Genomic DNA, 22981 nt, shown 5'->3' with positions numbered 1-22981 from the left:
GTGTTCGGCCCGCTCGGGCTGATCGTGCGCGTCGCCGACGAGGCCGAGATGGTCGCCATTGCCAGCAGCCTGCAGGGCCAGCTCACATGCACGCTGCACATGGACGATGCCGACACCGGTCTGGCCGCAAGGCTGATGCCGGTCATCGAGCGCAAGGCCGGCCGGTTGATCGCAAACGGCTATCCGACGGGCGTGGAAGTGTGTGACGCCATGGTCCATGGCGGGCCGTACCCGGCCTCGACCAATTTCGGCCACACATCGGTCGGCACGCTGTCGATCCGGCGCTGGCTGCGCCCGGTGTGCTACCAGAACATGCCGACCGACATTCTGCCCGAAGACGCGCGCTGATCGGCGCTCAGCCGGGCGTCGCCGGGGCCTTGTGCGCGGCGCGCCGGCCCGGCGCCGGCCGGCACCGGGCCGTCGAGCGGCCCTCGATCAGCTTGGCCTCGAGCAGGATCCGGCCTGCGGTCTGCCGCCCCTCGATGCGGTCGATCAGCATCGAGGCGCAGTGCTCGCCCGCCTCGCGGATGGCCGAGCGCATCACGGTCAGCCCCATGCCGTCCGGGCCGATGTCGAGAAACGACAGGCAGTCGTCATAGCAGATGATCGAGATGCCCGTGCCCGGCAGCAGGTTGTCCTCGCGCGCCGCGCCCATGACGCCGAGCGCCGACAGGGCGCTGGCGCACAGCACCGCCGTCGGAGGCTCGGCCAGCGCCAGGAAACGGCGCATGGCCTCGTAGCCGGCCGGCTCGATCATCTCGTCGCTCGACATCAGCGTGCCGTCGACGGCAATCCCCGCCTCGCGCAGGGCGCTTTCATAGCCCTCGCGCCGGCGCTGGGCGAAGGCCATGTGCTCGAGCCCGTTGACCAGCGCGATCCGGCGGTGGCCCAGACCGATCAGATGCTGCGTCGCCTCCCGGAACGCACGGCAGTTGTTGACGTCCACCCAGGCATAGCTCGCCTCGTCGTCCAGCGTGCGGCCGTGCACGACGAAGGGCAGGCCGAGCTTGCGCAGCATGGCCGGCCGCGGGTCACGCACGATCGGCGCGTGCACGATGATGCCGTCGACCCGGCCATTGCGCTTGAGCGCCCGATAGGTGGCCGCTTCCTGGGCGCTGTCGACCACCGATATCAGCATGTCGTAGCCGCGCCTGTTGTAGACCGCCCCGGCGCCGGCGATGAAGTCGGTGAAATGGGGATTGATCATGTCGTGATGCGAAATCGGCACCACATGCCCGATCGTGCGCGACTTGCCGGTGGCGAGCCGGCGGGCACTCGAATTGGGCTCATAGTCATGCTCGCGCGCCGCCTCGATGACGCGCCGGCGCGTGGCCTCGCTGACCTCCGGATAGCCGTTCAGGGCGCGACTGATCGTGGTCTGCGACAGGCCAAGCTTTTCTGACAATTGTTTCAGATTGGCCAATGCCTCCTCCCGAAAACACCCGCTCAAAGGGCTTTGGATAATGCATGCTGGCGCGCTTCGCCGCTAGGGTGTTCTGTGACGAGATAGGATCAATTCTGCTTGCCGGCGCTCGATTCGCCACGCCGGGACAAGCGCGCGGACCACAAGGCGGGCCGAGGGCAAGCGCGTCGTGCCGCCCGCTTGCGCCGATCGCACAGCCCGAGCCACGGCCGGTTCGGTGCCGATTCCGGCGCGATTTTCCGATACCCCGTGGCCGACAGGCGCTGCGCATTCGTCTGGTCTGGTCACCAACCCGCTCCGTCATCACGGCTCCGAACGGGGCTGGCGCGCCCCCGGGCCACGCGCGGCGATGAAAGTCGCCGCGCTTTGTTTCCGCCGCCGACAAGCCGGGCGAAGGTGCCCGCAATGCCGGTTTTTGGCGGTCGATGCAAGCGCGGGAAACGCGCCACAAAGCGCTTGACTCGCGGCGGCGCCATGACCAAAGTCCGGCGAAGCCAAAGCGCTTTGGCACGGCATGGCGCTTTCCGATTCTGGCTGGTGTGCCGTGTTTGATCGGGACCCTGACAGGGCCCGTTGCTGTTGAATCTGGGAGGATGACTCATGAAACGGACACTATTGACCGGCGTTGCGGCCCTGGCGGTACTCGCCGCAGGCAGCGCCAGCGCCCAGGACCTGACCTTCCCGGTCGGCGAGGGTGACTTCAACTGGGACAGCTACAACGCGTTCGCCGAGGAGTTTGATCTGGGCGGCGAGCAGCTGACCGTTTTCGGCCCGTGGCTCGGCCCCGACCAGGAGCTTGTCGAGAACGTGCTGGCCTATTTCGCCGAGGCGGCCAATGTCGATGTCCGCTACACCGGCTCGGACAGCTTCGAGCAGCAGATCGTCGTCGATGCCGAGGCCGGCTCGGCGCCCAACATCGCCGTGTTTCCCCAGCCTGGCCTGGCCTCCGACATGGCAAGCCGCGGCTTCCTGACGCCGCTGGGCGAGGACACCGCCGAATGGATGCGCAACAATTACGCCGCCGGCCAGTCCTGGGTGGATCTGAGCACCTATGAGGGACCGGACGGCGAGGAAAACCTTTACACCTTCTTCTACAAGGTCGATGTGAAGTCGCTGGTCTGGTACGTGCCGGAGAACTTCGAGGATGCCGGCTACGAAGTGCCCCAGACGATGGAAGAGCTGCGCGAGCTGACCCAGCGGATCGCCGAGGAAGGCGAGACGCCCTGGTGCATCGGCCTTGGTTCGGGCGGTGCCACGGGGTGGCCGGCCACCGACTGGGTCGAGGACATGATGCTGCGCCTGCACGAGCCCAGCGTCTACGACCAGTGGGTGGCGAACGAGATCCCGTTCACCGACCAGCGCGTCATCGAGGCGATCGAGGCCTATGGCTGGTTCGCCCGCAATGACGATTATGTCTCCGGCGGCGCCGACGCGGTCGCATCGACCGACTTCCGCGACAGCCCCAAGGGCCTGTTCTCCTCGCCGCCCCAGTGCTACATGCACCGCCAGGCATCGTTCATTCCGGCCTTCTTCCCCGAGGGCACCGAGGTCGGGCTCGATGTCGATTTCTTCTACTTCCCGTCGATCGAGGAAGAAGGGCTGGGCAATCCGGTGCTGGGCGCCGGAACCACGTTCGGCATCACCGAGGATTCCGAAGCCGCGCGGGCCTTCATCGAATTCCTCAAGACGCCCATCGCACATGAGGTGTGGATGGCTCAGCAGGGCTTCCTGACCCCGCATACCGGCGTCAACACCGATCTTTATGCCTCCGACACGCTGCGCAAGATGGGCGACATCTTGTTGTCCGCCGACACCTTCCGCTTCGACGCGTCCGACCTCATGCCCGGCGGTGTCGGCGCCGGCGCTTTCTGGACCGGCATGGTCGATTATACCGGCGGGGCGACCGCCGAAGACGTTGCCGGCGACATCCAGGACGCCTGGGACGCACTCAAGTAATCCGGCCGCACGAGAAGTCGGAAAGCGAGCCAATGAGCGCCCGGCCGTGATCCAGCGGCCGGGCCGTTCGAGACACATATCCGCCACCGGGGAGGAGGCGCCATGAATCCCGCCTTGCAGGGACTGCTGACGATCATCGTCGGCGTGGGCGGCTGCGTTGGCTATTTCTATTTTTCCAACCAGCTGCTCGATCGAGTCATTTTTCCGGCCCGCGGACCCAATGCGGGCGTGAACATCAACCGCGCCAATCAGGTGCGGCCATGGCTGTTTCTGTTTCCCGCGATCTTCGCGCTGGGGCTGTACCTGGCCTATCCCGTCGTCGAGACGCTGCGCCTGTCGCTCACGGACCGGGTCGCCGGCGGCGGCTATGACTGGGTCGGACTTGCCAATTACACCCAGATGTTCAACGAGCCCAAGTTCTGGGAGGCGATGCGCAACAACATGCTGTGGCTCATCGTCGTGCCGGCGGCGGCGACCGCCTTCGGCCTGCTCGCCGCCCAGCTCACCGACCGCATCGCCTGGGGCAACGTCGCAAAGTCGCTCATCTTCATGCCCATGGCGATCTCCTTCGTCGGCGCTTCGGTGATCTGGAAGCTGGTCTACGATTCCCGCCCGGCCGGCCAGGACCAGATCGGCGTGCTCAACGCGGTGTGGATGGCCTTCGAGCCGGGGCTGTGGTCGACCATCGTGCTGCGCATCCTGCCCGCGCTGCTGATCGTCGGCTTTGCCGCTGCGGTCGCCTATGGCGCCTGGCTGCTCGCCAAGCCGATCATCGAGCGCGACGACCGCGGGCCGGGCATGCTCGCCGCCGGTCTGCGCGGCGCCGTCGCGCTGCTGTTCGTCTGGCTGATATGGGAATCGGTGAGCACGCTGCCCGGACTTCTGACGTCCGAACTGCCGTATGGCGAACCGCAGAACTGGCTGACCATATCGTTCTGGAACAATTTCTTCCTCATGGTCGTCCTGATCTGGATCCAGACCGGTTTTGCCATGGTGATCCTGTCGGCGGCCCTGCGCGGCATTCCCGAGGAGACCGTCGAGGCGGCGATCATCGACGGGGCGGGCCCGTTCGATCTGTTCTTCCGCATCAAGGTGCCGCAGATCATGGGCACGATCCTGGTCGTGTGGACCACCATCACCATTCTGGTCCTGAAGATCTTCGACATCGTGTTTGCCATGACCAACGGCCAGTGGGAGACGCAGGTGCTGGCCAACTACATGTACGACAAGCTGTTCCGCGCCAATGACTGGGGCGTGGGCTCGGCGGGCGCCATGGTGATCATGTTGCTGGTCACGCCGATCCTGGTCTGGAATGTCTACAACGCCCGCAAGGAGATGCGCTGATGGAAGGGATCGCCGGTTCCAAATCGCACCTGACCTGGGCCGTCCACATCACGGTGGCGCTGCTCGTCATTGTCTGGCTGTTCCCCACGGTCGGCCTGTTCGTTTCCTCGTTCCGCACCGCCGATCAGATCTCCACCAGCGGCTGGTGGGCGGCGCTGTTCCAGACCGAGCAGAACATGGTCCTGCGCGCCCAGGGTCCCGATGCGCAGGTCGACCAGGACGGCGTCTTCGTGATCTCCGGCAACATCTTCGACGAAGAGGATGTCGCCGCCGAGGAGATCACCGCCTGGGGCCTTTCTTCGCGCGACATCGCCGCCTATCAGCCCGGCGAGACCGTCGATCTGGAAGACGGCCAGCAGGTCACGCTCGATGCGGTCGGCAATTACCGCTTCACCAGTCCGACCGAATTCGAGGGCCGGCGCGGCGAACGCCTGTTCGTCACCGCGACGACCCCGCCCACCTTCACGCTCGAGAACTACGACACCGTGCTGGGCGAGAACGTCATCGAGCGCATGCTCGTCTTCCTGGTGGCCTCGGCGGCCGCCGGCGCGGTGATCTACTTCCTCCTGCGAAGTTCCATGCCCGTCCTGTCGGTCGCCATCTCGATAGCCGGCGCGCTGGTCATGCTGGTCCTGCTGATCAACATATTCGGCGCCAGTACCGGCACCGTGGCCGGCGCCGAGACCACCGACAACATTTCCAGGGCCTTCTTCAACACGCTCACCGTGGTCATACCGGCCACGATCATCCCCATCCTGATCGCGGCCTTCGCCGCCTATGCGCTCGCCTGGATGGAGTTTCCCGGCCGGGCGCTGCTGATCGCCTGTGTCGTCGCGCTGCTGGTGGTGCCGCTGCAACTGGCGCTGATCCCGCTTCTCCAGCTTCACAACGCGATCGGAATCGGAAAGGGTTATCTGGGCGTGTGGCTGGCGCACACCGGCTTCGGACTGCCGCTTGCCATCTATCTGTTGCGCAACTACATGGTCGGCCTGCCGCGGGACATCATCGAGAACGCAAGGGTCGACGGCGCGACCGATTTCCAGATCTTCGTGCGCATCATCCTGCCTTTGTCGTTCCCGGCGCTGGCCTCCTTTGCGATCTTCCAGTTCCTGTGGACCTGGAACGATCTTCTGGTGGCCCTGGTGTTCCTGATCGACGCGACCGGCGAGACCACGGTGATGACAAGACAGATCGTCGAGTTGCTGGGCACGCGCGGCGGCAACTGGGAGATCCTTGCCACCGCGGCCTTCGTGTCGATTGCGGTGCCGCTTGTGGTGTTCTTCGCCATGCAACGCTATCTGGTCCGCGGCCTTCTGGCAGGATCGGTCAAGTAAGGGGCGCATCTCGTCTTGAACGTCATCTACGACTTTCCCTCAGACCGGGCACCCGGTCTGGTCACCAGTCACGAGACCGATCGTGACTGGTGGCGCGGCGCGGTGATCTATCAGATCTATCCGCGCTCGTTTCAGGACACCGATGGCGACGGCATCGGCGATCTGCGCGGCGTTACCCGGCGGCTGCCCTATGTCGCCTCGCTCGGGGTCGACGCGATCTGGATTTCGCCCTTCTTTGCCTCGCCCATGCTCGACTTCGGCTACGACGTGGCCGACTACAAGGCCGTCGATCCCATGTTCGGCACGCTCGCCGATTTCGACGGCATGATCGCCGAGGCGCATCGGCTGGGCTTGAAGGTCATGATCGACCAGGTGATTTCGCACACCTCCGATCAGCATGAGTGGTTCGCCGAGAGCCGGTCCTCGCGCGACAATCCGCGTGCCGACTGGTATGTCTGGGCCGATGCCAAGCCCGACGGCACCGCGCCCAACAACTGGCTGTCGGTGTTCGGAGGCTCGGCCTGGGAATGGGACACCTCGCGCCGCCAGTACTACCTGCACAACTTTCTCAAGAGCCAGCCGGATCTCAACTTCCACAATCCCGAGGTCCAGGACGCGCTGCTCGATGCGGTGCGCTTCTGGCTCGATCGTGGCGTCGACGGCTTCCGGCTCGACACCATCAACTTCTACTTTCACTCGGCCGGGCTCGAGGACAACCCGCCGCTGGCACCGGAATTGCGCAATTCGCTGATCGCCCCGGAGGTCAATCCCTACAATTACCAGGACCACCGCTTCGACAAGAACCAGGCCGAAAATGTCGCTTTCCTCAGGCGATTCCGTGCGCTGCTCGACGAGTATCCCGCGGCGGCGGCGGTCGGCGAGGTCGGCGATGCACAATATGGCTTGCAACTCGTCTCCGACTACACCTCGGGCGAAGACAAGATCCACATGTGCTATTCCTTCGACTTTTTGGCGCCCTCGCCGATCACCGCCACGCGCGTGCGCGAGGTGATCGAGGAGTTCGAGCGCGTGGCACCCGATGGCTGGTCGTGCTGGGCCTTCTCCAACCATGACGTGGTGCGCCATGCCAGCCGCTGGGCCGACATGGTGATCGACCGCGACGGCTTTCTGAAGATGGCGGCCACGCTGATCCTGTCGCTGCGCGGCTCGGTGTGCCTTTACCAGGGCGAGGAACTGGGGCTGACCGAGGCCGTGCTCGACTATGACGATCTGCAGGATCCTTACGGCATCCAGTTCTGGCCCACCTTCAAGGGGCGCGATGGCTGCCGGACGCCGATGGTCTGGAGCCACAACGAGCCCAATGGCGGCTTCACCGAGGGCAAGCCCTGGCTGCCTGTTCCCTATGAGCATCTGAACTGTTCCGTCGACCGCCAGTCGGGGGGCAGCGAAACCATGCTCGGCCACTACCGCGCCATGCTCGCCTTCCGGGCGCGCCACCGCGTGTTCGCCAAGGGCACGATCGAGTTTCATGGCGATTCCCATGACGTGCTCACGTTCACGCGCCGCAATGGCGAGGACGAGATCCTTGCGGTCATTAACATGACCGAGCGCCCCGCCGAAGTGGATATCGGGGCCGGGCATTGGAACACGCTTGCGGGCAACCCGCACACCGATTTCGCGCGCGACGGGCGCAAGCTGACCCTTGGTGGGTATTCGGCCTACTTTGCCGAACGGCAGAAATGAGCCAGACTGGTCCCGACGGACCGACAACGCCAACGACGTGGCTGGGAGGAGACGACTATGGCGGATCTGAAACTGACGAAGATCGTCAAGGCCTATGGCGATGTCGAGGTGCTGCATGGCATCGACCTCGACATCAAGCGCGGTGAGTTCATCGTCTTCGTCGGCCCGTCGGGGTGTGGCAAGTCCACGCTCCTGCGCACCATTGCGGGGCTCGAGCGGATCACCGGCGGCACGATGGAAATCGACGGCCGGGTGGTCAACGACATCCCGCCATCCGAGCGCGGCATCGCCATGGTGTTCCAGACCTACGCGCTCTATCCGCACATGACGGTGTACGACAACATGGCGTTCGGCATGCGCCTGGCGAAGAAGTCCAAGCAGGAGATCGACGAGCGCGTCAAGAGCGCGGCGTCCATCCTGCAGCTCGAGCCCTATCTGAACCGCCTGCCCAAGGCGCTCTCGGGCGGCCAGCGCCAGCGCGTGGCGATCGGCCGGGCGATCTGCCGCGATCCGAAGGTCTTCCTGTTCGACGAGCCGCTTTCGAACCTCGATGCGGCGCTGCGCGTTGCAACGCGCATCGAGATCGCCAAGCTCAACGAATCCATGCCGGATACGACAATGATCTATGTCACTCACGACCAGATCGAGGCGATGACGCTGGCCGACCGGATCGTCGTGCTGCGCGATGGATATGTCGAACAGGTCGGCCCGCCGATGGAGCTCTACCACCGGCCGGCCAATCTGTTCGTGGCCCAGTTCATCGGTTCGCCGGCCATGAACATCATGGAATCGGTGGTCACCGCGGCCTCAAGTTCCGAAGTCGCCGTCGACGTCGAAGGGGGCGGCAAGGCCGTCGTGCCGATCGCGGGAGCGCCGTCTCTGAAGGGGCATCCGGTCAAGCTCGGCGTGCGCCCCGAGGATCTGCGCATCGCCGGGGAGGGCGAACAGACCATCGTCTCCGGCAAGCTCGATATCGCCGAGGCGCTTGGCGAGGTGACGTTGCTCTACGTCAACGTCGAGGGCCATGAAGAGCCGATCCTGGCCAAGCTGTCGGGCTATGTGGATATCGAGCGCGGCTCCGAGATCCACCTGACGGCGGATGCGGGCGACCTTCACCTGTTCGACGGCGACGGACAGTCCATGCTGGTCGAAGCGGAGCGCAAGCAGGCGGCGTGAGGTCCGGGCGATTGCCGGGCCTGGCCTGATTGGCCCGGCCGTCTCTTCTCGGCGCTATCCTTTGTTCCTGCCCGCACGCGTGGACGGGCGCTTGTTTCCTCGTTCCGCGACATGTTCGCGGTTTCCGTGGTTCGCAACGAGTGCCGGGATGACGGCGGCGCCGAGCAAGTGACGTCGTGGCCGCGCGCGGGATCACGGCGTGGCGGCGTCGGCGCCCGCCCGCCACCGCATGCCGGGCGATGAACGCAGGGAAGTTGCGGACAGTACGGTCGGGCCGAGACGAACCGCCTTCGACGACCGCACCGGCCGCCCTTTGTCCGGTCAGTGATTGTCCCGTGGCAGGCCCTTTTCCTGCGCGATGCGCTGATACTTGACGGCAGGCTTGAGCACCATGCCCTTGTCGAGCTGGTCGACATGGGTCCGGTAGAGCTCCTGCCAGGGCGTCTGCGAGGGCGGATAGGCATAGCCGCCCGCCTCCTCCAGCGCCTTGCGCCGCGCCGCCAGTTCGGCCTCCTCGACCAGCAGGTTCACCGTGCCGGCCTTCAGGTCGATGCGCAGCCGGTCGCCATTGCGGGCGAGAGCCAGCCCGCCGCCGACGGCCGCCTCCGGCGAGGCGTTGAGCATGGACGGCGAACCCGACGTGCCCGACTGGCGCCCGTCGCCGATGCAGGGCAGGGCGGTGATGCCCTTCTTGATCAGATGGCCTGGCGGCTGCATGTTCACCACCTCCGCCGCGCCCGGATAGCCGATCGGTCCCGCCCCGCGCATGATCAGCACGGTGTTCTCGTCAATGCCATGGGCCGGATCGTCGATGCGCGCGTGATAGTCCTCCGGCCCGTCGAAGACAGCCACCGTGCCCTCGAACGCGTCCGGATCGCCCGGATCGGACAGATAGCGCTGCCGGAATTCGTCGGAGATGACCGAGGTTTTCATGATCGCCGAATCGAACAGATTCCCCGACAGGTTGATGAACCCCGCATCGGCCATCAGTGCCCTGGCGAGCGGGCGGATCACGTCCTGGTTGTGGTTTTCCGCATCGGCGCAGTTCTCCGCGACGGTGCGGCCATTGACCGTCAGCGCGTCCGGATGCGGCAGCAGGTCGTTGCGCAGCAGTTCGGCGATCACCGCCGGCACGCCGCCGGCGCGGTGGTAGTCCTCGCCCAGATATTCGCCCGCCGGCTGCAGATTGACCAGCAGCGGGACGTGATGGCCGACCGCCTGCCAGTCGTCGGTGGTCAGTTCGACGCCCAGATGCCGCGCCACCGCATTGAGGTGGATGGGCGCGTTGGTCGACCCGCCGATCGCCGAATTGACGACGATGGCGTTCTCGAAGGCCGCGCGCGTCATGATGTCGGCGGGCTTGAGATCGGCGTGCACGATCTCGACGGCGCGGCGGCCGGCGCGATGGGCCATCTGGCCGCGTTCGCGATAGGGCGCGGGAATGGCCGCCGAGCCGGGCAGTTGCATGCCCAGCGCCTCGGCGAGCGAGTTCATGGTCGTGGCCGTGCCCATGGTGTTGCAATAACCGACCGAGGGCGCGGCCGCCGCCGCCGCGTCCATGAACTGGTCGTAGTCGATCTCGCCGGCGGCCAGCTTCTGGCGATAGTCCCAGATCACCGTGCCCGAGCCGGCCCGTTCGCCGCGATGCCAGCCATTGAGCATCGGGCCGACCGACAGCGCGATTGCCGGGATGTTGACCGTGGCGGCGGCCATCAGCAGCGCTGGCGTCGTCTTGTCGCAGCCGATCATCAGGACCACCGCGTCGAGCGGATAGCCGTAAAGCACCTCGACGCAGGACAGATAGGTCAGGTTCCGGTCGAGCGCCGCGGTCGGCCGCTTGCCGGTCTCCTGGATCGGATGGACCGGGAACTCGATCGGCAGTCCGCCCGCCGAGATGACCCCGTCGCGCACCCGCTTTGCCAGTTCCATGTGGTGGCGGTTGCAGGGCGCAAGGTCCGAGCCGGTCTGCGCGATGCCGACGATGGGCCGGCCCGATTGCAACTCCTCCCGTGTCAGCCCGTAATTGAGATAGCGCTCCAGATAGAGCGCGGTCATGTCCGGATTGTCCGGATTGTCGAACCATTCCTGGCTGCGCAGGCGCTTGCCCGCCTTGGCGTTCGATGTCATGGCGATGCGATCCTCCTCGTCGCCCTTCGGTAGGGCGCAAGACGTATACGATCAAGCCCGTCGCGGCGCGACTCAGCCCTGCCGCAGGGCACCGATATGGGCGATCAGCCCGGCGGTCGATGCGTCATGGCCAAAACCGTCGCCGCGCTCGACGGCCGGCAGCAGGGCGGTCGCGAGCTCCTTGCCCAGTTCGACGCCCCACTGGTCGAACGCGTTGATGCCGTAAAGCTGCGCCTCGACGAAGACCCGATGCTCGTAAAGCGCGACGATCCGGCCCAGCGTTTCGGGATCGAGCCGGTCATAGGCGAGCGTCAGCGAGGGTCGGTTGCCGGCGAACACCTTGTGCGGCGCGAGTGCGCGCGCCCGGGCCTCGGCCATGCCGGAGGCCGTCAGCTGCTCGTACGCCTCCTGAAGGGTCCGGCCTTTCATCAGCGCCTCTGACTGGGCCAGGCAATTGGCGAGCAACAGCTCGTGATGATGCGCAAGGTCGGTCTCGTGGCCGCTGGCGGCCACCAGGAATTCGACCGGGATGACATCCGTGCCCTGATGCAGGAGCTGGAAGAAGGCGTGCTGGCCGTTCGTGCCCACCTCGCCCCACACCGTCGGCCCGGAGACGTCGACCGGCTCGCCGCCGACCGTGACGCGCTTGCCGTTCGATTCCATGTCGAGCTGCTGCAGATAGGCCGGCAGGCGGGCGAGCCGCTGATCGTAGGGGATGACCGCACGCGAGGGATAGCCGCACACCGCCCGATGCCAGTAGCCGATCAGGCCGAGCATCATGGGCAGGTTGCGGCGCGGCGGCGCGGTGGCGAAATGCCGGTCCATGGCATGGCCGCCGTCGAGAAACCGGCCGAAGGCCTCCGGCCCGACCGCCATCATGATCGGCAGGCCGATGGCGCCCCACAGCGAGTAGCGGCCGCCGACCCAGTCCCAGAAGCCGAAGGTGCGATCTGCGCCGATGCCGAAGGCGGCGACCTTGTCGAGCGCCGTCGACACCGCGCAGAAATGCGCGCCCACGGCCGCTTCGCCGAGCCGGTCGGACAGCCAGCGCCGCGCCGTTGCCGCATTGGTCATCGTCTCGACGGTCGTGAAGGTCTTCGAGGCGACGATGAACAGCGTCGTTTCGGCGTCGCAGACCGCCAGGGTGTCGGCAATGTCGGCGCCGTCCACATTGGCGACGAAATGGCTCGCCGGTCCGTCATGGCTTGGCCGCAGCGCGCGCACCGCCATGGCCGGGCCGAGATCCGAGCCGCCAATGCCGATATTGACGACCCGCTCGATCCGCTTTCCGGTGGCGCCCGTGATCGTGCCCGCCCGCACGCCGTGGCAGAAATCGGCCATCGCCGCGAGCACCGCGTTGACGGCGGGCATGACATCCTCGCCCTCGACCATCACCGGTGTACCCGACCGGTTTCGCAGCGCGGTGTGCAGGACGGCGCGGCCCTCGGTTGCGTTGATCGGCGCGCCCGACAGCATGGCATCGCGACGCTCTTCGACCGCGCAGGCCTCGGCCAGCCGTTCGAGCAGGTCGAGCGTCTCGCCATTGACCCGGCATTTCGACCAGTCGAGCACCATGTCGTCGAGCCGCGCCGAATGGACGGCAAAGCGCTCGGGGTCCCGCGCGAAGGCGGCGCGCATGTCGGTCGGCGCACCGTCGCGCGCATGATCGCGCAGGGACTTCACAATGGCGGTTTTCTCGGTCATGGCACGGGTCCCGTTGGTCTCCCGCGCCTTAGCAAAGCATGGCCGTCAGGTCATGGGGTTTGCCGCGCAATGGCGAAAATTTGCGCCCGTGCCGCGCCGCGCCGCCCCTGGGGTCTGTCGAATATCACCGCGCGGCCCGTCCGGCCGGCCCGAAATCGCCGCCCAAGGCGCCGAAAATGCGCGCAAGTGGTCCACGCTTGCTTGCGCATTTCTCCTGTTGGCCGACGATTTCGCACACCAACGCGGCCTCGCGCGCCGAAGCGCAACAGAACCTAGCGCAGTTCGCGCCGCAGGATCTTGCCGACATTCGTCTTGGGCAGGCTGTCGCGAAACTCGACCTGCCGCGGCCGCTTGTAGTTCGTCAGATGCGCGGCGCAATAGGCCTTGATCTTTTCCTCGGTGACGCTGTCGTCGGCGCGCACCACGAACAGCTTGACCGCCTCGCCCGAATGCTCGTCGGCGATGCCCACCGCGGCGGCCTCGACCACGCCCTCGCAGCCGGCGGCGACCTCCTCGACCTCGTTGGGATAGACGTTGAAGCCCGACACCAGGATCATGTCCTTCTTGCGGTCGACGATCTTGGTAAACCCGTTCGCGTCCATGAACCCCATGTCGCCGGAGCGGAAGAAGCCGTCGGCGGTCATCGCCTCGGCGGTCTCCTCGGGCCGGTTCCAGTAGCCGGCCATCACCTGCGGGCCCCTGATGCAGATCTCGCCGACCTCGCCGAAGGCCAGCGCCTTACCGGTATCGTCGCGGATCGACACTTCGGTCGAGGGCAGCGGCAGACCGATCGTGCCGGTGAACTCGGCCGCGTCCAGCCGGTTTCCGGTGGCGACCGGCGAGGTTTCCGAAAGCCCGTAGCCCTCGGTGATCACGCACCCGGTCAGCGCCTGCCAGCGCTCGGCGACCGGCCGCTGGACGGCCATGCCGCCGCCGAAGGTCATGCGCAGATGCGAAAAGTCCAGCTTGCCGAACTCTTCGTTGTTGAGCAGCGCGTTGAACAGCGTGTTGAGCCCGGGAAAGAAGTGGAAGCGGTGATTGGCCAGCTCCTTGACGAAGGCCGGAATGTCGCGCGGATTGGGAATGAGGATGTTGTGCCCGCCCTCGCGGATGCCCACGAAGCCGTTCACCGTCAGCGCGAAGATGTGATAGAGCGGCAGCGCGCAGACATAGTTGACCTGTTCGGGCTTGCCGCGGGCACGGTAGCCGACATCCAGCCAGGCGCGGCACTGCTCGATATTGGACAGGATGTTGGCGTGGGTCAGCACGGCGCCCTTGGAGATGCCGGTCGTCCCGCCGGTATATTGCAGGAAGGCCGGCTCGTGCCGGTCGACCTCGACATGCGCCGGCTTCCGGCCCCGGGCATTGGCCAGCACGGTCTTGAACGGCTGGTGGCCGGCAATGCGCCAGGCGGGCACCAGCTTCTTCACGCGGCGCACCACCAGATTGACGATGTGGCCCTTCAGCCCCATCAGATCGCCCATGGCGGTGACGATGGTGTGCTCGACGGGCGTGTTGGAGATCACCTGCTGCAGCGTGCCGGCGAAGTTCTCGAGGATCACGATCGCCCTGGCGCCGCTGTCATTGAGCTGGTGTTCGAGTTCGCGCGGCGTATAGAGCGGATTGACGTTGACGACGGTCAGCCCGGCCCGGAACACGCCGGCCATGGCGACCGGGTATTGCAGGATGTTGGGCATCATCAGCGCCACGCGGTCGCCCTTTTCGAGCCCCAGCGACTGCAGGTGGGCGGCAAAGGCGTTCGATGCCGCGTCCAGCTCGGCATAGGTGATCGCCTTGCCCATGCAGGAAAAGGCGGTGCGGTTGGCATAGCGCGCAAGGCATTCGTCCAGCATCTCGGCAATGCTGGTATAGACGAGCGGCCCGATCTCGGCGGGCGTGCCCTCAGGATAGGAGCCCAGCCACACCTTTTCGGCGTCGGCCGCATCGCCGGTCGCCGTTGTCGCGTTCCCCGGTGCGATCGTTTCGCCTGCCGCAGCGGCCTCGGCGGGCGTTTCGGGCGCGGCCTCGTCGACCGCCGCCGGCACCGCGTCGTCATTGCCCGTCGCCGTTGCCATATCGGCGTCGGCAGACCGCTTGGTTGCGGTGTCGGTCATGACTTCCTCCCAGCTCGCATGACGTGACGCGCATCGTGCCGATGCCGGACCACATGGCCTTGATGTCCGGGCGACGCCCCGTCGCCGCGCGCCCGGACCCGCGTAATACTTTGGTCATACAGGAACTGCCGAATGCCCGCAAGCAATTGTGACGTAAACGTCAACTGTCGGCGGCCTCCGGATGCGCCCTGCGGGCCCCGCCGGCCGCCGGCCCATCGGTGCCCCTCATTCCAAGCCCCTCTAATCGGATGCCATTGTTACAGATAAGTCACAGTTCACGCCTTGGTGAATGCACGGCAATGCTGTAGAATAGGCGCGGTGTACTGCGTAGGGGGTGAAGATGGGTGTCGCTCGCATTGAACACACGGTTCGGTTTTCGGCTTTTACCGTATCGATCGCGGCCGCCGGCCTGGTCGGTCTGATGGGCACGGATGCCGGGGCCGCCGATGTCATGATCTACCAGGATCCGGCGCCGGGCTTCGTCGAACAACCGTTCCAGCCGGTCGTTTTCAACTGGACGAGCCTTTATGCCGGCGCGCATGTGGGTTACGCGACCGGCGGCAAGACCTGGACGCAGACCTTCTCGTCGGCCGGAACCGGACCGCTCGCCATCGGCGCGCCGGTCGACTATGACATGGCCGGCCTGACCGGCGGCGCGCAGGTCGGCTTCAACTACCAGCCTTCCGGTTCGCCCCTGGTCTTCGGCGCCGAGGCGACGATTTCGCTGGGCGATCTGGCCGACAGCGGCGACAGCGTGACTTTCGCGGGCTACACCAAGCACAGCGACATCAAGTGGATGGGCACGGCCACCGCCAAGGCCGGCTACGCCTTCGACCGCGTGCTCGTCTACGCAAAGGGCGGCTTCGCCTTTGCCAACGAGGATTTCTTCATCGCATTCAACGGCGTGCAGGACACCGATACGGTGAGCACCACGCGCACCGGATGGACCTTCGGCGCAGGGGCCGAATGGGCCATCGACAATCGCTGGTCGGTGCGCGCCGAATACGCCTATGTCGATTTCGGCGCGAGCAACCATGAATTCACCTATCCCGCGGGCTCGACCAGCCCGGGCCTGACCGAGCGGTTCGACATCGACCAGCACATGCACACCTTCGGCATCGGCGTGAACTACCACTTCCGGCCATAGCGGCGACGGACCGGCGAGACGGGCGGCGTGCCGCCGTCGGTCCGTTTCGGCCGGATCGTTTGCCGGCACGAACCGCCTGAACCCACCCGGATCGTCGGTGTCGGTCGGCCAGACACCGGCCTCGGCACTGGTCAAGCCGCGATCGGGCGCGTCCAGCAGCGGGCGATCATCGTGCGCGTGGGCGCGCGCGAGCGGTTCGATGGCGTTGGCAAGGCCGCACGACAGTGCGAAACGCGGCGGCGGCGGCCGCGTCAGAAGCCGCCATGGACGTCCAGATGCGCCTGCTCGGCCGCTGTCGTCGGTCGGCCGAGCGCGGCGTTGCGATGCGGGAACCGGCCGAACTTGACGATGACGTCGCGGTGCAGATGGGCGTATTTGATGCCCAGTTCCTTGCCCAGCGCCTCGAACAGCGCCACGGCGCGGTCCTGGTCCGCCAGACGCTCGGAATGCATGAACGGCATGTACAGGAAATGGCGTTCGTTTTCGCCCAGTTGCCGGTCCAGGCCGCAATCGAGGGCGGCATTGGCGACCTCGAGCGCAAGCGGATCGCTCTCGAAGGCGCGGGCGCTGTCGCGGAACATGTTGCGCGCGAACTGATCGAGCACGATCACCGCGGCCAGCGCGGTGCGGGCGGTTGCCGCCAGTTCGTCGGCCGGTTTGCCGCGAAGCGCCTCATATGTGTCGGAAAAGCGCGTCGTGATTGCCGCGTCGACATCGCCATCGCGCTTGAACCACTGTTCGGGCTCCAGTTCGTCGAACCAGAACGCCAGCACGCGGTCTTGCCAATCATCGCTCACGATCTGTCTGCCCGCTCCCCGAGGCCTTCCTGCCAGCCAGAACTGGTGCCGCATGCCGGACTCGAACCAGCGACCCCATCATTACGAATGACGTGCTCTACCAACTGAGCTAATGCGGCGGACCGGGCATCGCAGCCGAACGATGCCATGGGCCTGACGCGCTTTAGCCGCGCGTCGGGCCAAGATCAAGTGCCAGTCGGCGGCATCGGAACGCCAGCCCGATGCGCCGACCGACGGGCGGGGCAGGGCGTCCTTACAGCACGACGATCGGCGCCGGCGTCGGCACGCGGTCGTAAAGGTCGATCACATCCTGCTGGATCAGGCGCACGCAGCCCGACGACACGGCCTTGCCGATCGACCAGTATTCGGGCGAACCGTGCACGCGATAGAGCGTGTCCACGCCGTCCTGGAAGATGTAGAGCGCGCGCGCGCCGAGCGGGTTGTCGAGCCCCGGCGGCATGCCGCCATTGCGCACGCTCCACTTCTCCAGTTCGGGCTCGCGCGCGATCATCTCGTCGGGCGGGGTCCATTTGGGCCATTTGCGCTTGTAGGCGACGGTGCCGCGCCCCGACCACTCGAACCCCGCACGCCCCAGGCCGACACCATAGCGCATGGCCATGCCGTTCTCCTGCACGAGATACAGATAAAAGGCCCGCGTATCGACGATGATCGTGCCGGGCCGCTCGGGCGTCGAATAGGCCACCTGCTGGCGCCAGAAACGTTCGGGCACTTTCTCGATCGGGACCGCCGGCAGGGGGAAGCGTTCCTGCGGCCGCGGTCCGTAGGCTGCCAGCACCGCCGGCGACGGGCGCACCGGTGCCGTTTTGGGCGAGGCGGGCAGGGGCTGCACCTGCGTCGTCGTGCAGCCGGCAAGGCCGAGCCCGGCCAGGCTCGCCGCGCCCGCGACGAACCTGCGCCGGTTGAGTCTGTTGTGTCTCATCCCAGTACGACCACCCGCGTGCCGAGCGGAACGCGCTCATAGAGATCTTCCACGTGAGCGTTGAGCATGCGGATGCAGCCATTGGAAACCGACTGCCCGATCGAGGACGGTTGGTTTGTCCCGTGTATGCGATACATCGTGTCGCGCCCGTTTCGGTACAGATACAGCGCACGCGCCCCCAGCGGGTTGTTGGGCCCGCCGGGCACGCCGTTTGCGTATCTGGCATATTTGCCGGGCTCGCGGCGGATCATGTTGTCGGTCGGCCGCCAGCTGGGCCACTTGGCCTTGCGTTCCACCGTCGCCTCGCCCCGGAACGCAAGTCCGGCGCGGCCGACGCCGACGCCGTAGCGCAGCGCCGTCGGGCCGCGCAGCGTCCAGTAGAGGAAATGGTTGCGCGGATCGACCACGATCACGCCCCGGCCATAGCCGGTGAATTCGACGTATTGCGGCTGAAATCGTGGATCGATCGTGCTGTCGGTCGCGTGCGCCAGCGCATCGAATGGACGCGCCATCAGCCCCGCCGCAGCGCCGGCAATCAGGTGACGTCTTGAAATCATCGTCGGTTCTCCTGAGCGAAATTGTTCCGTCGGCACGCCATGGCGCGCCCATAGCCAAGCTTCCGGTCAGAAAATTGGCGGCGGATGCACGATGAGGGTCTCGCCCGGACGCGAACCATGCATGCGCCAGCTTCCCGTCGCCAGAACGGCCCGCGCCGTCTGGCGTTCCACGAACGGCACGATGAACAGGCAGTCGGCCTGCTGGCACGGCGTCGGATCCGCCTCCGTCACGCTCTGACTGTCCGCGCAGCAGGCAAGGCGGTCGCCGGGCGTGGCCATCGGCGCGTAGGCGGCGGTGACAAGGCGCTGCGCGACCTCCGCCCCGGCCTTGTCGCCATGGCCGAACGTCGCGCCCACCGCATGGGTCGCAAGGAACGACAGGAAAACGACGATGGCGGCGAGATAGCGCATGTCTCCGTCTTAGCCATGCCGAAGTTGCCAATCCATGACCATGCGATCACGAGCCCGTGAGTGTTGCCGGACGGTCACAGCCCGGCCGCCGCGAGAAAATGCCCGTCCCGGCGTAGGACCCCGTGCGGAACTGCGTTTCAGAGCCATGCCGGCATGACCGGTGTCACTGAAACGGAGTTTTGTCATGAACCGGAAATCGTTCATCGCCGCGATCGCCCTTTGCGGCCTGGCGATCGGCGTGCCCGCAAGCGCCCAGACCGCCGAGGCGGGTCCGCGCGCCGATATGTTCCTGAAATTCGTCTTCGCCGCGGCCGACGCCGATGACGACGGCGTTCTCGGCCCGGCCGAAATCCTCAACCTGCGCATGCGCGGTTTCGACCGCGCCGACACCGATGGCGACGGCACCATATCGGCGGACGAGCAGGCCGCCGCGCTCGAGCGCGGCCAGCGTCGCGCAACGCACGCTCTGCTCGCCGCCGAATCGGGGTTCGAGCGTTTCGACACCGACGGCGACGGCCAGGTCACGCGCATGGAGTTCGAAAACGCGCCCACGCCGTTCTTCGAGCTGATCGATGCAAACGATGACGGCTCGATCGACCGGCAGGAACTCGCGCGCCTTTCCGACATCATCGGCGACCGGCGCTGACCGGCGCAGTGCCTTCAACCCCCACAAGCAACCCCACACAGTCCAAGGAGACCCGACATGACCCTCAAGACCCTGACAACGCTGACCGCCGCCTGCGCCGCATTCGCTCTTGGCACCTCGATCGCCCAGGCCGGCGACGTCACCCGCTTCGGCCCCAATGGCGGTTCGGCGACGATCCATTGGTCCGAACAGGACGGCATCGTCACGCGCGATGTCGAACGCATCGGACCTGATGGCGGCACCTCGAGCGTGACGACGCAATGCGGCACGGGCTGGCGGCTGTGCGCGACGAGCCGGTCGGGCACCGCCGCCACCGGCGAGAGCTGGAGCGGCCAGAGCGCCACCGTCAACGGGCCGCGCGCGGTTCGCCGCTACGGCACGTTTACAGCGCCCGGCGGCGAGACCTACAATCGCGTCAGGATCCGCCGCAAATAGGGCCGGCGCGCACCGGATGGCCAGCCATTGTCGATCGGCCAGGATGACGAGGCGCTTGCGAAAGCCGTCGCAAGCGGGGACGAGCGGGCCTTCGGCCTGCTCGTCTCGCGCCATCTCGAACGTGTTCGGGCAGTCGCCAACGGCTTTACCGGCAATGCCGCCGATGCCGACGAGATCGCCCAGGACGTGTTCGTGGCGGTCTGGAGCCGGGTCTCCGACTGGCGGCCCGACCGCGGACGTTTTTCGACCTGGCTTTACCGCATCACCGCCAACAAGTGCATCGACCATGGCCGGCGGCGCGGGCGCAGGGTCGCCTGGGCGCCCATCGAGGACGTCGCGCACCGGCTCGCCGGCAATGACGATCCCGAGCGCGAACTGGCCGGTCGCGATGAATTGGCCGCGGTCCGCCGGGCGATCGCCGGCCTGCCGGACCGTCAGCGCATGGCGCTGCTGCTCTCGGTATCGGCCGGGCTTGCCAATGGCGAGATCGCGCTGACAATGGGCATCAGCCGCGGCGCGGTCGAACAATTGCTCGTGCGTGCCCGCACGGGCCTGCGCGCCGCCGGCAACGAAAAGGACAACGACCATGAACAGGGATGAATTCGACCGCCTCCTGCTGCGTCACGGGCCGCAAATGACCCGCTGGCCGCAGGCCGAGCGTGTCAGGGCCGAAGCGCTGCTCGCGACCGATCCGGGCGCGCGGGCCGCCCATGCCGAACTCGCCGCGCTCGAGGCGGCCGCCGCCCGCGCTGTCCGCCTGCCGCCCGATGCGGGCCTTGCCGCCCGCATTGCCGCCGCCGCCGGGCCGGAGCGAGCCGCCTTCGCCATCACGCCGGGACGGCTCTTCGCCGCGCTGGCCACCAGCCTGGGACTTGCCGGCGCCGGCTACGCCGCCGCCTCGCTGGCCGCAGGCCTGATCGCGCCGACCGGATACGCAACCGGCCTTGCGGGCATATACGGTGTGCTTTGATGACGGCGCGCCGGCTGAACTGGGTTCTGGCGATCGCGCTGGTGGTGATGACGACGATCGCCGCGGTCTCCGCCGGCGCCGCCGTTTTCATGCTGCGCAATCCGGGTGTGATCGTGGCCGCCACCCAGGCCTTCGAGACCTATCCGCGCCCGCTGCGCGTCGCCCTGCGCGGCCAGTTGCGCGCAAGAGCGCGCGCTTTGGCGCCGGAAATCGCCGCCTATGACCGTGCCCGCACCGAGATGTTCGAGGCGATGCGCGCCCGGCCCTTCGACCGGCAGCGGCTCGATGCGGCCATGGCCGATGTGCGCGCCGCGGTCACCGCGCTGCAGGCCGGCACCCACGAGATCCTGGCCGATGCCATCGAGGATGCCGATCCGGAACTGCGCCGGCGCATCGAATTGCCGCGCCGCACCGCCATCGGGCGCTATCGCGATTTCATCGGGCGCTGAACAGCGCGCCTATCGGCACAGCGCGGCGCGCGCGGCGCGGTATTGCTCGGCAAGCCGGTCCACAAGACGCGCCGCCGGCTCGACGGCCGTGACCGCGCCGATCCCCTGTCCGCAGCCCCAGATGTCCTTCCAGGCCTTGGCGCCGGTCACCGCGCCGAAATCCATCTTCGAGGGGTCGGCCTCCGGCAGGTCGTCGGGGTCCAGGCCCGCCCGGGCGATGGACGACCTGAGATAATTGCCGGCAACGCCGGTGAAATGGCTCGAATAGACGATGTCCCTCGCCGAGCCGTCGACGATCGCCTGCTTGTAGGCGGGGTCGGCGCGCGCTTCTTGCGTCGCGATGAAGGGCGAGCCGATATAGGCCATGTCGGCGCCCATCGCCTGCGCGGCGAGGATCGCCCGGCCGGTGGCGATGGCGCCGGCCAGGAGCAGCGGACCGTCGAACCAGGCGCGGATCTCCTGCACCAGCGCGAAAGGCGACAGCGCGCCCGCATGGCCGCCCGCGCCCGCGGCCACCGCAATCAGCCCGTCCGCGCCCTTTCGGATCGCCGAACGGGCATGCCGGTCATTGATGACGTCGTGCAGCACGATGCCGCCATAGGAGTGCACCGCCTGGTTGACCTCGGGCACCGCGCCCAGCGAGGAAATGACTATCGGAACCCGGTACTTGACGCACAGCGCCAGATCGTGCTCCAGCCGCCGGTTCGAGGCGTGCACGATCTGATTGACCGCGAAGGGCGCCGCGGGCCGGTCCGGATGGGAAGCGTCATGGGCGGCCAGGTGTTCGGTGATCTCTGCCAGCCATTCCTCGAGCTGGCTCTCGGGCCGCGCGTTCAGCGCCGGAAAGGCGCCGACAATGCCGGCCTTGCATTGCGCCAGAACGAGCGTGGGGTTGGAGATGATGAACAGCGGCGCACCGATCACCGGTATGCGCACATTGGCTTTGAGGATCTCGGGCAGCGCCATGGCGGGGCTCCACTGGCCGGGTCGGCTTTGACGTTTCCGTAAACGTAAGCAGTATCAGGTTCGACCGCGCTTGCAAGGCCTTGCCCGCCGGGCTCGCGCATTCGGCCGGACGCGTTTTCGGTGGACGGGGCCGGTGGCGGGCCGAGTTGGGGGTGGCCGGGGCCGGACCTTTTCACCGCCCGTCAATTGTGTCATGCGAGGGAAGCGTTGTGTTGGCGACAAGCTGGGCCCCGCCGCATGCGGGCGCAGGGATCGGAATTCGTGGTCAGTTTGGAAACGGCGCTGCGGCAGGCGTTGGAGAAGGGCGACATTCGCGACAGCGCGTTTCGCCGCCGGGTCTATGTCGCGGCAGCGACCGCGCTGCAGCGCTCGGCCGAGGCGCACCGGCGCGTCTCGCCAGACAGGCTGCGCCGGCAGACCGAGCGTCTGACCGCGATCATCGAGGCGATCGAGCGCGAGGTTCAGGCGGTCGAGGCGGAACTGGCGGCCGAACAGGCTCGGCGCGCGCAGCCGCCCCCTACCGCGCGCATGGGACCGCCGGCCCGACACGTCGCCGCGCCGCCGCAGGGACGTGGACCGGCGCGTGAGCCAGCCCATCGCGGCGGCATGCACATCCCGCCCGCACCGCCGCTTGACGACTACGAGGTGCAGGGGCTGCATGTCGAGCCGCGCATCAACGCCTTTTCCGAACCGGACGATATCGCCCACGCGGACCCGCAGGCGGCGGGCGCCTACGCCGACGATGGCGCACGGGCACGCCGGGCGCAGGGCCGTGGCGGCC

The 22981-nt window shown here is 66.9% G+C and carries 20 protein-coding genes, 1 tRNA gene and 2 pseudogenes; 13 read left to right on the top strand and 10 right to left on the bottom strand.

The genetic code is table 11. The annotated features are described in order from the left end of the window. Positions 1 to 348: pseudogene (locus tag RBB34_RS18685) on the top strand (aldehyde dehydrogenase (NADP(+))); the annotation flags it as partial. A 7-nt stretch (positions 349 to 355) separates the two neighbouring features. Here the strand turns inward: RBB34_RS18685 and RBB34_RS18680 are convergent. Beyond that, positions 356 to 1423 (bottom strand): substrate-binding domain-containing protein, encoded by a 1068-nt coding sequence (locus tag RBB34_RS18680; protein WP_306120759.1) that lies wholly within the window; start codon positions 1421 to 1423, stop codon positions 356 to 358. Positions 1424 to 2023: 600 nt separating this feature from the next. Here RBB34_RS18680 and RBB34_RS18675 point away from each other — a divergent pair. From RBB34_RS18675 to RBB34_RS18655, 5 genes are all read left to right on the top strand, one after another. Beyond that, entirely contained in the window at positions 2024 to 3379 is a 1356-nt protein-coding gene (locus RBB34_RS18675) for an ABC transporter substrate-binding protein (protein WP_306120758.1), read from the top strand. Positions 3380 to 3481: 102 nt separating this feature from the next. Beyond that, a complete protein-coding gene (locus tag RBB34_RS18670; protein ID WP_306120757.1) occupies positions 3482 to 4723 on the top strand; it encodes a sugar ABC transporter permease in 1242 nt (413 codons plus the stop codon). After that, positions 4723 to 6057, top strand: a complete 1335-nt coding sequence (locus tag RBB34_RS18665) for a carbohydrate ABC transporter permease (protein WP_306120756.1) — start codon at positions 4723 to 4725, stop codon at positions 6055 to 6057. The genes RBB34_RS18670 and RBB34_RS18665 overlap by 1 nt, the downstream gene beginning before the upstream one ends. 24 nt (positions 6058 to 6081) lie before the next feature. After that, positions 6082 to 7761, top strand: a complete 1680-nt coding sequence (locus RBB34_RS18660) for an alpha-glucosidase (RefSeq protein WP_306120761.1) — start codon at positions 6082 to 6084, stop codon at positions 7759 to 7761. Positions 7762 to 7818: 57 nt separating this feature from the next. Beyond that, complete coding sequence (locus RBB34_RS18655; protein WP_306120755.1) at positions 7819 to 8937, top strand: ABC transporter ATP-binding protein; 1119 nt, start codon at positions 7819 to 7821, stop codon at positions 8935 to 8937. A 321-nt stretch (positions 8938 to 9258) separates the two neighbouring features. Here the strand turns inward: RBB34_RS18655 and RBB34_RS18650 are convergent, their stop codons facing one another. The 3 genes from RBB34_RS18650 to RBB34_RS18640 all read right to left on the bottom strand — a co-directional run bounded on the left by RBB34_RS18650 (position 9259) and on the right by RBB34_RS18640 (position 14882). Continuing rightward, positions 9259 to 11064 carry an IlvD/Edd family dehydratase gene (locus tag RBB34_RS18650; RefSeq protein WP_306120754.1) on the bottom strand — a complete coding sequence of 602 codons (1806 nt, stop codon included), beginning with the start codon at positions 11062 to 11064 and terminating at the stop codon, positions 9259 to 9261. Between the two features lie 72 nt (positions 11065 to 11136). Further along, complete coding sequence (gene pgi, locus RBB34_RS18645; RefSeq protein WP_306120753.1) at positions 11137 to 12768, bottom strand: glucose-6-phosphate isomerase; 1632 nt, start codon at positions 12766 to 12768, stop codon at positions 11137 to 11139. Between the two features lie 272 nt (positions 12769 to 13040). Next, entirely contained in the window at positions 13041 to 14882 is a 1842-nt protein-coding gene (locus tag RBB34_RS18640) for a long-chain-fatty-acid--CoA ligase (protein ID WP_306120752.1), read from the bottom strand. A 340-nt stretch (positions 14883 to 15222) separates the two neighbouring features. Here RBB34_RS18640 and RBB34_RS18635 point away from each other — a divergent pair, with 340 nt between their 5' ends. Further along, on the top strand, positions 15223 to 16029 hold the full coding sequence (locus RBB34_RS18635) for an outer membrane beta-barrel protein (RefSeq protein ID WP_306120751.1): 807 nt from the start codon (positions 15223 to 15225) through the stop codon (positions 16027 to 16029). A gap of 251 nt (positions 16030 to 16280) precedes the next feature. Here RBB34_RS18635 and RBB34_RS18630 read toward each other — a convergent pair whose 3' ends face one another. From RBB34_RS18630 to RBB34_RS18610, 5 genes are all read right to left on the bottom strand, one after another. After that, the gene (locus RBB34_RS18630) at positions 16281 to 16826 is read right to left on the bottom strand and encodes a DUF924 family protein (protein WP_306120750.1); all 546 of its coding nucleotides are present in this window, start codon (positions 16824 to 16826) and stop codon (positions 16281 to 16283) included. 43 nt (positions 16827 to 16869) lie between these two features. Beyond that, positions 16870 to 16945: transfer RNA gene (locus RBB34_RS18625), tRNA-Thr, on the bottom strand. A gap of 134 nt (positions 16946 to 17079) precedes the next feature. Then, complete coding sequence (locus tag RBB34_RS18620; RefSeq protein ID WP_306120749.1) at positions 17080 to 17766, bottom strand: L,D-transpeptidase; 687 nt, start codon at positions 17764 to 17766, stop codon at positions 17080 to 17082. Then, positions 17763 to 18278, bottom strand: coding sequence for a L,D-transpeptidase (locus RBB34_RS18615; protein ID WP_306120760.1), 516 nt, complete (start codon positions 18276 to 18278; stop codon positions 17763 to 17765). Before RBB34_RS18615 ends, RBB34_RS18620 begins: the two co-directional genes overlap by 4 nt. Before the next feature lie 111 nt (positions 18279 to 18389). Then, positions 18390 to 18734, bottom strand: a complete 345-nt coding sequence (locus RBB34_RS18610; RefSeq protein WP_306120748.1) for a hypothetical protein — start codon at positions 18732 to 18734, stop codon at positions 18390 to 18392. 184 nt (positions 18735 to 18918) lie between these two features. On the opposite strand from RBB34_RS18610, the gene RBB34_RS18605 reads away from it, so the two are divergent. The 5 genes from RBB34_RS18605 to RBB34_RS18585 are packed head-to-tail and all read left to right on the top strand — an operon-like array spanning position 18919 to position 21234. Continuing rightward, entirely contained in the window at positions 18919 to 19380 is a 462-nt protein-coding gene (locus tag RBB34_RS18605) for an EF-hand domain-containing protein (protein ID WP_306120747.1), read from the top strand. 57 nt (positions 19381 to 19437) lie between these two features. After that, the gene (locus RBB34_RS18600) at positions 19438 to 19815 is read left to right on the top strand and encodes a hypothetical protein (protein ID WP_306120746.1); all 378 of its coding nucleotides are present in this window, start codon (positions 19438 to 19440) and stop codon (positions 19813 to 19815) included. Between the two features lie 27 nt (positions 19816 to 19842). Next, complete coding sequence (locus RBB34_RS18595; protein ID WP_306120745.1) at positions 19843 to 20415, top strand: sigma-70 family RNA polymerase sigma factor; 573 nt, start codon at positions 19843 to 19845, stop codon at positions 20413 to 20415. After that, positions 20402 to 20785 carry a hypothetical protein gene (locus RBB34_RS18590; RefSeq protein ID WP_306120744.1) on the top strand — a complete coding sequence of 128 codons (384 nt, stop codon included), beginning with the start codon at positions 20402 to 20404 and terminating at the stop codon, positions 20783 to 20785. The genes RBB34_RS18595 and RBB34_RS18590 overlap by 14 nt, the downstream gene beginning before the upstream one ends. Beyond that, entirely contained in the window at positions 20785 to 21234 is a 450-nt protein-coding gene (locus RBB34_RS18585; RefSeq protein ID WP_306120743.1) for a periplasmic heavy metal sensor, read from the top strand. Before RBB34_RS18590 ends, RBB34_RS18585 begins: the two co-directional genes overlap by 1 nt. A 9-nt stretch (positions 21235 to 21243) precedes the next feature. On the opposite strand, the gene RBB34_RS18580 is transcribed toward RBB34_RS18585, so the two are convergent. After that, positions 21244 to 22200, bottom strand: a complete 957-nt coding sequence (locus RBB34_RS18580) for a nitronate monooxygenase family protein (RefSeq protein WP_306120742.1) — start codon at positions 22198 to 22200, stop codon at positions 21244 to 21246. Positions 22201 to 22461: 261 nt separating this feature from the next. Here RBB34_RS18580 and RBB34_RS18575 point away from each other — a divergent pair. After that, positions 22462 to 22981 (top strand): annotated as a pseudogene (locus tag RBB34_RS18575) (hypothetical protein); the annotation flags it as partial.

Source organism: Roseitalea sp. MMSF_3546 (genome assembly GCF_030732865.1).
Taxonomy (GTDB): Bacteria; Pseudomonadota; Alphaproteobacteria; order Rhizobiales; family Rhizobiaceae; genus Roseitalea.
The sequence above is the reverse complement of the archived record's forward strand: the minus strand, read 5'-3'. Positions and strand labels throughout refer to the sequence as shown.

Bases quoted from the DNA above. Each gene is read 5' to 3' on its own strand.
- RBB34_RS18675 (WP_306120758.1), top strand. From the start codon at position 2,024: ATGAAACGGACACTATTGACCGGCGTTGCGGCCCTGGCGGTACTCGCC.
- RBB34_RS18670 (WP_306120757.1), top strand. From the start codon at position 3,482: ATGAATCCCGCCTTGCAGGGACTGCTGACGATCATCGTCGGCGTGGGC.
- RBB34_RS18665 (WP_306120756.1), top strand. From the start codon at position 4,723: ATGGAAGGGATCGCCGGTTCCAAATCGCACCTGACCTGGGCCGTCCAC.
- RBB34_RS18655 (WP_306120755.1), top strand. From the start codon at position 7,819: ATGGCGGATCTGAAACTGACGAAGATCGTCAAGGCCTATGGCGATGTC.
- RBB34_RS18650 (WP_306120754.1), bottom strand. From the start codon at position 11,064: ATGACATCGAACGCCAAGGCGGGCAAGCGCCTGCGCAGCCAGGAATGG.
- pgi (WP_306120753.1), bottom strand. From the start codon at position 12,768: ATGACCGAGAAAACCGCCATTGTGAAGTCCCTGCGCGATCATGCGCGC.
- RBB34_RS18640 (WP_306120752.1), bottom strand. From the start codon at position 14,882: ATGACCGACACCGCAACCAAGCGGTCTGCCGACGCCGATATGGCAACG.
- RBB34_RS18635 (WP_306120751.1), top strand. From the start codon at position 15,223: ATGGGTGTCGCTCGCATTGAACACACGGTTCGGTTTTCGGCTTTTACC.
- RBB34_RS18620 (WP_306120749.1), bottom strand. From the start codon at position 17,766: ATGAGACACAACAGACTCAACCGGCGCAGGTTCGTCGCGGGCGCGGCG.
- RBB34_RS18615 (WP_306120760.1), bottom strand. From the start codon at position 18,278: ATGGCGCGTCCATTCGATGCGCTGGCGCACGCGACCGACAGCACGATC.
- RBB34_RS18610 (WP_306120748.1), bottom strand. From the start codon at position 18,734: ATGCGCTATCTCGCCGCCATCGTCGTTTTCCTGTCGTTCCTTGCGACC.
- RBB34_RS18605 (WP_306120747.1), top strand. From the start codon at position 18,919: ATGAACCGGAAATCGTTCATCGCCGCGATCGCCCTTTGCGGCCTGGCG.
- RBB34_RS18600 (WP_306120746.1), top strand. From the start codon at position 19,438: ATGACCCTCAAGACCCTGACAACGCTGACCGCCGCCTGCGCCGCATTC.
- RBB34_RS18590 (WP_306120744.1), top strand. From the start codon at position 20,402: ATGAACAGGGATGAATTCGACCGCCTCCTGCTGCGTCACGGGCCGCAA.
- RBB34_RS18585 (WP_306120743.1), top strand. From the start codon at position 20,785: ATGACGGCGCGCCGGCTGAACTGGGTTCTGGCGATCGCGCTGGTGGTG.
- RBB34_RS18580 (WP_306120742.1), bottom strand. From the start codon at position 22,200: ATGGCGCTGCCCGAGATCCTCAAAGCCAATGTGCGCATACCGGTGATC.